3 protein-coding genes are annotated in these 2548 nt (G+C 60.6%); 1 reads left to right on the top strand and 2 read right to left on the bottom strand.

Annotated features, from left to right (window positions below; translation table 11 throughout):
- Positions 1–118: 118 nt before the first annotated feature.
- Positions 119–745, top strand: a complete 627-nt coding sequence (locus tag Q0C48_RS01160) for a nucleotidyltransferase (RefSeq protein ID WP_291520749.1) — start codon at positions 119–121, stop codon at positions 743–745.
- Positions 746–751: 6 nt separating this feature from the next.
- Here Q0C48_RS01160 and Q0C48_RS01165 read toward each other — a convergent pair whose 3' ends face one another.
- Positions 752–1675, bottom strand: a complete 924-nt coding sequence (locus Q0C48_RS01165) for an EamA family transporter (RefSeq protein ID WP_291520750.1) — start codon at positions 1673–1675, stop codon at positions 752–754.
- 122 nt (positions 1676–1797) lie between these two features.
- A partial coding sequence (locus Q0C48_RS01170) for an oxidoreductase (protein ID WP_291520752.1) occupies positions 1798–2548 on the bottom strand: 751 nt, incomplete at its 5' end.

The raw sequence follows: 2548 nt of genomic DNA on the forward strand, positions 1-2548 counted from the left end.
AACCCCCACGGCCGTAACCGCTGGAACCTAAATCCAGTGCGTCTACCAATTCCGCCACTCTCGCATTCGCGCTATCTTATGCGGAATGCCGTTTGTGGACAATGACCGGGGTGCAAAGATGGCCAAGTTACAGCAACAATCCCGTTTGCGGCGTTTGTTGGCAGTGGAGTCGGCGCGAATCATGGCTGATGAGGGCGTGGCGGACTTTCGGGTGGCCAAGGAAAAGGCGGCGCGACGCCTGGGCGCTGGCGGCGACGCCCAGCAGGGCTGGCCGAGTAATGCGGAGATCGAAGAAGAGCTCCAGTCACGCCTGCAGCTTTTTCATGGTGAGGCGCATAGTGCGGAGTTGCGTCAGCTCCGCGAACAGGCAGTGCAAGCTATGCACTGGCTCGCGGAGTTTCAGCCGCGCTTGACCGGACCGGTATTGAGCGGAACCGCGACGCGCCACGTGGCCATCACGCTCCATCTTTTTGCCGATACGCCGGAGAGCGTGATCTTTTTTCTGATGGATCAGCGGGTCGTTTATGAAGAAGTCTGGCAGCGACTCCATTATGGGGATGCGCCGGCCCGCGACTATCCTTCCTTAAAGTTGAATTATGCTGGTGCAGACTTACGTCTGATCCTTTTTGATCTGGACGAGGATCGGCGCAGTCCCGCATCACCTGTGGATGGTAAGCCCTTGCGGCGGGCGACACTGGCGCAATTGCAGAAACTGCTGGCGGAGCCGATGTCGAATTCCATCTGAAGCGGGTTACTCCTGACCGGTTGGCAGTATAACGTCTTCGCGGTTGCGGGGGCGCAGGTGCTGCCAGCTCACCAGCACCAGGGCGATGAAAATACCTGCCATGCCGATGCCTTCCCAGTCGCCGGGGCGCTCGCCCAATTGCAGCCAGGCCGCAATCACGCCGATCAGTGGTACCGCCAGGGTGCCCATACCGGCAATGCCCGATGGGAGTTTCTGCAAAGCATACGCCCAGAGAAAATAGGCGATGGCGGTGCCGGGGATAGCATTATAGAGCAGAGCGCCGACAAACAGTGGCGTCCAGTGGACCTCCAGCGGGTCGATCAATAGGGCGAGCAGGACGAGACCAAACCCGCCAAAGACGGTCTGCCAAAGGGTGCCGTTGAAGAGATCCAGGCCCGGTGGCGCATAGCGTTTTTGCCAGAGGGCAGATGCGGCCCACAGAATCCCTGAGAGCAGGGCAAGCAGGCTGCCTATCCAATTTCCGCTAAAGTTCCAGGGACGAAGGATGGCTACCATACCGAGCAAAGCCAAAGCCAGAGCGGGCCACTGCAGGCCATGCAGGCGTTCGCCCAGAACAGGCCAGGCGAAGACAATAAGCCAGATAGGCATCATGTAGACGAGGATCGCTGTTTTGCCCGCCCCACCATATTCCAGCGCCCACAGAGCAAGACCGACGAAGCCGGTGGTCTGCAGCAAGCCAAAAGGAATGATGTAACGCGCAGAGGGCATGGCCAGTGGTCGCTTCATCCACAGCACCAGTGGGATGAGCACAAGTACACTCACCCAGACCCGCAAGGCGGCGAACAACAGGGGCGGGCAATCTGCAATGGCGACTTTCATGACCACCCAGTTATAACCCCAGATCAGGGAGAGCAACGCAAGGGCGGCGAGGGGCAAAAGTGCTACCGGTCCCTGCGGTTTTCTGGTCATGGGCACGGCTCCGGATCGGCAGAAAATATGAGGCACATCTGTATGGAAAAACCAGAACAGGTGTGTTCCCGCCCAGGTGCGTGCCAAAGGAAGGGGTTCACCACCCTGATATAAAAAAGGTATTAGGGGTGTGGCTTGGCGCGATCGTACTGTACGGGCCAGGTGAGGTCTACGCCCAGTTCCTGTGCTGCATGCAGGGGCCAGTAGGGATTGCGCAGCAGTTCACGCGCCAAAGCCACGGCATCAGCCTGCTCGGTAACAAGGATGTGTTCCGCCTGTATGGCCTCGGTGATGAGGCCGACGGCGACGGTGGGTATGCCCACCTTCTGCCGGATAGCGCTGGCGAAGGGCGTCTGGAAGCCGGGACCGGCGGGAATGATCGCATCCGGCGTCATGCCACCGCTGCTGCAGTCGATGACGTCAACACCACGGTCCTTCAGTGCTTTTGAGAGGACGACAGACTGCTCCAGGTCCCAGCCACCGGGTACCCAGTCGGTGGCGGAAATTCTTACCCAGAGGGGCAGATCTTCGGGCCAGACCGCGCGCACGGCAGCTGCGATTTCCAGCGACAGGCGCATGCGGTTTTCCAGGCTGCCGCCGTAGTTGTCGGTCCGCTGGTTGCTGATGGGAGAAAGAAAGCTGTGCAGCAGATAGCCGTGGGCCATGTGCAGTTCCAGGACCTCGAATCCCGCCGTCAGCGCGCGCCGGGCCGCGGCCACAAAGTCCTTGCGCACTTTCTCTAGGTCCTGAGCGTCCATGGCGTGGGGCGGAGTGTGGCTGTGGCTGAAGGGTAGGGCGCTGGGTCCCAGAGGCTCCCAGCCGCCCTCGGCACCGGGCGCAATGGGGTTGCCACCGAGGAAGGGCGGCCGGGTG

Origin of the sequence: Acidithiobacillus sp. (assembly GCF_023255755.1) — a bacterium.
Lineage (GTDB): Bacteria > Pseudomonadota > Gammaproteobacteria > Acidithiobacillales > Acidithiobacillaceae > Acidithiobacillus.

What these genes read in the sequence shown, in the direction of transcription:
- Q0C48_RS01160 (WP_291520749.1), top strand. Translation starts at nt 119, where the DNA reads ATGGCCAAGTTACAGCAACAATCCCGTTTGCGGCGTTTGTTGGCAGTG.
- Q0C48_RS01165 (WP_291520750.1), bottom strand. Translation starts at nt 1,675, where the DNA reads ATGACCAGAAAACCGCAGGGACCGGTAGCACTTTTGCCCCTCGCCGCC.